We start from the raw sequence: 4,039 nt of genomic DNA on the forward strand, positions 1-4,039 counted from the left end.
AAAAAAAAACGCTGTAACTATTACCAGCAAAGGCATACAGCGATTATCCACAAGTCCATAAAAAGGTTTAAAAAGATTTAAAAATGATGAAAAACCAGAAAGCCCCAAATTTCTGGGGATAACCTTCGGGCCATTTCGCGCTTGCGCTGCTCATAACCCGCGGCGGTCGCTGCGCGAACCTTGACAGGCTTCCAGCTCCGCAGCAGTGGTAAATATGCGCTAATGCCCCAAATTTGCGATTTCCTGCGTTTTATGTGGTTACCTATGGGGTGGGATAGGAAAGAGGCAGAAACGCAATCTGAGCGCAAAATAGGCGAACTGCTGACGTTTTTCTTTTGGAAATTATGGATAGGCAGCACTTATTTTTTAGTAGCATAGCTTTATTTGTTGTAAATACATTACATCGTATTTACAATGTAATTATGATGCAATGTATGGAGCAAAAAAATGGGGTACACAAATTTCAATATGAGGCTGGACGATGACCTACGGGCAAACGCCTATCCTGTTCTGGAGCAGTATGGTCTGACTCCCAGCCAGGCGGTTCGGATGTTTTTCAATCAAATCGCCAATACTGGCAAAGTCCCGCTTTCCTTGGATTGGGCGGGAAAAGCCCCGAATAAGGTTACTTTGGAGGCCATGAAGGAATTAGAAAACGGCGGCGGAACGAAATACGGCACCGTTGCTGAAGCCGTTCGGGAGATGCAGAAGCTGGCGGATGACAGACATGAATGAGCGTTCAATCAGGTTGAGCAACCAGTTTAAGCGTGATTTGAAGAAGCAGTATCTGTTGCTTGCTTCGGTCGAATGGGCTGAAATTTTGAGTTTGTTGGCCAAAGGGGAAGCATTGCCTGAAAAGTACCGAGACCATCAGCTTACAGGTAAGCTGAACAATTACCGGGAATGCCACATTAAGCCTGATTTGCTCTTGATGTACGCCCAGCATGAGGACGAGCTTCATCTGGTAAGGTTGGGGTCGCATTCTGAGCTTTTCGGATGATTCCGGCAGTATCGTTTGTCTGTTTCCACCGTATGCCGGCGTATCCGGAAGAAATGGCCACAAAGACAGGACACCCCGTTACTCCCCCTTTTTTTTCCCGCCGATGTAATTAGTACGCACCTTTCAGGTGGAATTCAGTACGCGCTTTTTAGGCGGGAAAATATGTGTAGTATGCAGCAAATTTTGCGGTTAGTACGCAGCAGGAAATAGTGCAGTACGCTGCATATTTTCTGTGAAGTACGCGCATATTGGAATGTACAGTACGCAGCAAAAAAAGGGGGAGTAACGGGGTAATATGGCTAAAAAACAGGTTTTGAGTGGCGAAGCTGAATGAAGCTTTATCCAGAAGAAAAATGGGCGCTTATCGTCGAAAATTTGGGAACTTGAATAATGGGAATGGGATTTTTTGATTATGAGGTAGCATTGGAAATACTTGGTCAGAGCAAACAGCCTTTGGTTTCTGCGTTGTTTAATGAGCGGAATAGGGAAAATCCAGATCAGAAACTGATTGCCTTCTTAAAGAAAAAAAAGCTGCTATCGACGATTTGATGGAAGAACTCGACCCTAACGACGAGTACCTGATTAAGCTGATTCTGAATCCTGAATACACCGTAATGCGGAAGAATGGCTGAATGAACGCGCATATCTGCGACATTTGACTGTGCATTGTCAGCGACAAGATGTGTCATTGTCGCTGCGACATCTGTGACATTTGTCGCATCTGAAAATGCGCCATAGACCATTAGAAGCTCCGAAGAATCTAGTCTTTTTCCATTGTCGCACTTGCTTAATTTGCCTGCGACAATGTCGCGCTGTATGGTGCGACGGATTTTACCGCAAATTATTTTTTTGCAGATGTCTGCGCCTTCTGTTTGGGAAGTGGCGCAACGTCTTGACTGAACAGCCCGCCTTGCGGGTTTCGCTCGAATTTGAACCGTAGGGAAGCTACGCGACGCCCGCTTTTAACGGCTTCCCACTCAATCAACCAGCCGTCTTTTTCGGTCAGTTCCTTGACGGCGGGCTCAATGATTCGTTTTCGTAACAGTTGAAAATTTTTTCGGTAACTTTCGGGTGATTCCATTGCATGCCAAAACTCTTCAATCGGCATGGAGAGCCAACCGTCTTTGTAGCAGTCAAGAACCGCCAATTTGTTTTGACGGTAAACTGCCAACGGCTCGAAGAATGAAGAATATCGGCGTAATACTTTCTGAATTGCCGAAGCAGTTCTTCTTGTAAGAAAGAAACCGCCTAATGGCGGTTTCTTATGGTGCTTCTAATAGAATCCTTGGATGAAATCTAAGAGCTTAGATACAATCCCGAGAAAAGTAATCAAAGTAAAGATTGAGCCTTTAGAAGAACGCAATTTCTCTCTAAACGTTGTCTTTTGAGACTTTTTTTGAGTTCTTTTACGGGATTTCTCTTTAGATTTCTTTCGAGACTTCTTACGAGATTTTCCTTTGGATTTCTCTCGAAATATAGAATTTTTCTTCATTTTTATATCCTTTCTTACAGGAGTACTGTGTACTTCTGTAGGATTGGATATCATAAAAAACTTGACATTTCTTATATAGCTGTGCTACACTGGTCTTATTTCCCATATATTTCAATCATCAATCCTTTACATTTCCACAGTAAGGGTTGTTAACATTTTGCCTACTAGCGCCAACTAGCAGTCAAACTTTTATACAAAAAACATAAAAAAGAGTTCATGTACAAATCGTATTTTAACATGAATTCTTTTTTGCGTCAATAACATTTACATTAATTTACATAAATTAATGTAAATATACCTTTTAATCTATCTTTAAATTTTATTTCCTAAATATTTGCCACCATCTGCGACGCGGTTTGATCGATTTAGCCTCTTCTATTGAGGCTTTGTTTTCCAGTAAAAGCATTGCTTGTTTCAGGCTGCCTAAATGGTCTTTCAGTGCTGCATTTTCAGCTTCCAACGCCGCTAAACGGACGCGCATATCTGCGACATCCTGCGACATTGTCGCACTTTCAACTGCGACATTTGTCGCAGGTAAAAATGCGCCATATACCCTTAGAAGCTCCGAAGTATCTAGCTTTTGTCCATTGTCGCACTTGCTCAATTTGCCTGCGACAATGTCGCGCTGAAGGGTGCGACGGCTTTTACCAACCAGTCGCGCAGCTTCACTAATGGATACGAGTGCCATTTTTACTCCAACGCATTCTGAGTTTTGTTATTTCTAGGTATGGGAGCTGTTTCTTGGTTGAAAAGCCCACCTTGTGGATTTCGCTCAAATTTGAAAAGTAGATTAGATACTTTACGTCCACGTTTTCGGACTTCCCACTCGATTAACCAACCGTCTTTTTCTGTTAATTCCTTAATCGCCGGCTCAATAACTCTTTTTCTCAGTAATTGGAAATTCGTTTTATAACTTTCTGTTGCTTCCATAGCATGCCAAAACTCTTCAATGGAAATGGAAAGCCAGCCCGAACCGTCCGTCTTGTCTTTCATCTGCTCAAAGAGCTCAAGAAGCCGCCAACTATAAATTGATCTCAAAGCGGCACATTGCTCTAGCTGGTACTTTGTGAACTCTCTTTCTAGCTCAAACAGAAAAGGGAAAATGTATTCAGAAAATTTGAATTTAACCAATCCTTCATCTTTAAAATAATCATAACCCTGCACCCAAATCGTGGTACGCGTCCCGATTTTTTTACCGTCTGTTATTTGCCAAGACAGTGTGCGTTTCATCAATGTGCCAACAGCTCCTTTTAACTCATTGTAGGCAGTGCGAATATTCACACCATAAGTGTCGGCGTATTCTTGGGCTGATAATTTGATTTCCCCATTAACTTTGCCGAGCTTAGCAATTCCGGCCATCAAAATTCTTTTTTCGACCAAATTCAACGTTTGAGCAGAACGAACAATGTAGTTTGAAATAACAACATTGTTTGCTGTTAAAGATTCCGTGTTTTTAACAACATTAGCCATAAATGAAACGCCTTTAGTACATTTAAAACATGTTCAAATCATGTTTCATTTTTAAAAATAAAGCAAGTTTTTTTTTG

At 41.9% G+C, this 4,039-nt stretch carries 6 protein-coding genes; 3 read left to right on the forward strand and 3 right to left on the reverse strand.

Annotated features, from left to right (window positions below):
* Nucleotides 1-447: 447 nt before the first annotated feature.
* The 3 genes from HMPREF2700_RS00005 to HMPREF2700_RS11750 all read left to right on the forward strand — a co-directional run bounded on the left by HMPREF2700_RS00005 (nt 448) and on the right by HMPREF2700_RS11750 (nt 1,549).
* A complete protein-coding gene (locus HMPREF2700_RS00005) occupies nt 448-735 on the forward strand; it encodes a type II toxin-antitoxin system RelB/DinJ family antitoxin (protein ID WP_070589016.1) in 288 nt (95 codons plus the stop codon).
* Nucleotides 728-1,000 carry a type II toxin-antitoxin system YafQ family toxin gene (locus HMPREF2700_RS00010; RefSeq protein ID WP_070589018.1) on the forward strand — a complete coding sequence of 91 codons (273 nt, stop codon included), beginning with the start codon at nt 728-730 and terminating at the stop codon, nt 998-1,000. Before HMPREF2700_RS00005 ends, HMPREF2700_RS00010 begins: the two co-directional genes overlap by 8 nt.
* Nucleotides 1,001-1,390: 390 nt before the next feature.
* Nucleotides 1,391-1,549, forward strand: a complete 159-nt coding sequence (locus HMPREF2700_RS11750) for a hypothetical protein (RefSeq protein ID WP_168162731.1) — start codon at nt 1,391-1,393, stop codon at nt 1,547-1,549.
* A gap of 292 nt (nt 1,550-1,841) precedes the next feature.
* Here HMPREF2700_RS11750 and HMPREF2700_RS00020 read toward each other — a convergent pair whose 3' ends face one another.
* From HMPREF2700_RS00020 to HMPREF2700_RS00035, 3 genes are all read right to left on the reverse strand, one after another.
* On the reverse strand, nt 1,842-2,108 hold the full coding sequence (locus HMPREF2700_RS00020; protein ID WP_349267189.1) for a replication initiation protein: 267 nt from the start codon (nt 2,106-2,108) through the stop codon (nt 1,842-1,844).
* 703 nt (nt 2,109-2,811) lie between these two features.
* A complete protein-coding gene (locus HMPREF2700_RS00030) occupies nt 2,812-3,180 on the reverse strand; it encodes a hypothetical protein (protein ID WP_070589023.1) in 369 nt (122 codons plus the stop codon).
* Nucleotides 3,181-3,182: 2 nt separating this feature from the next.
* On the reverse strand, nt 3,183-3,962 hold the full coding sequence (locus HMPREF2700_RS00035) for a replication initiation protein (protein WP_070589024.1): 780 nt from the start codon (nt 3,960-3,962) through the stop codon (nt 3,183-3,185).
* Nucleotides 3,963-4,039: the final 77 nt, after the last annotated feature.

It is taken from the genome of Neisseria sp. HMSC068C04, from assembly GCF_001810105.1.
Taxonomy (GTDB): Bacteria; Pseudomonadota; Gammaproteobacteria; order Burkholderiales; family Neisseriaceae; genus Neisseria; species Neisseria flavescens_B.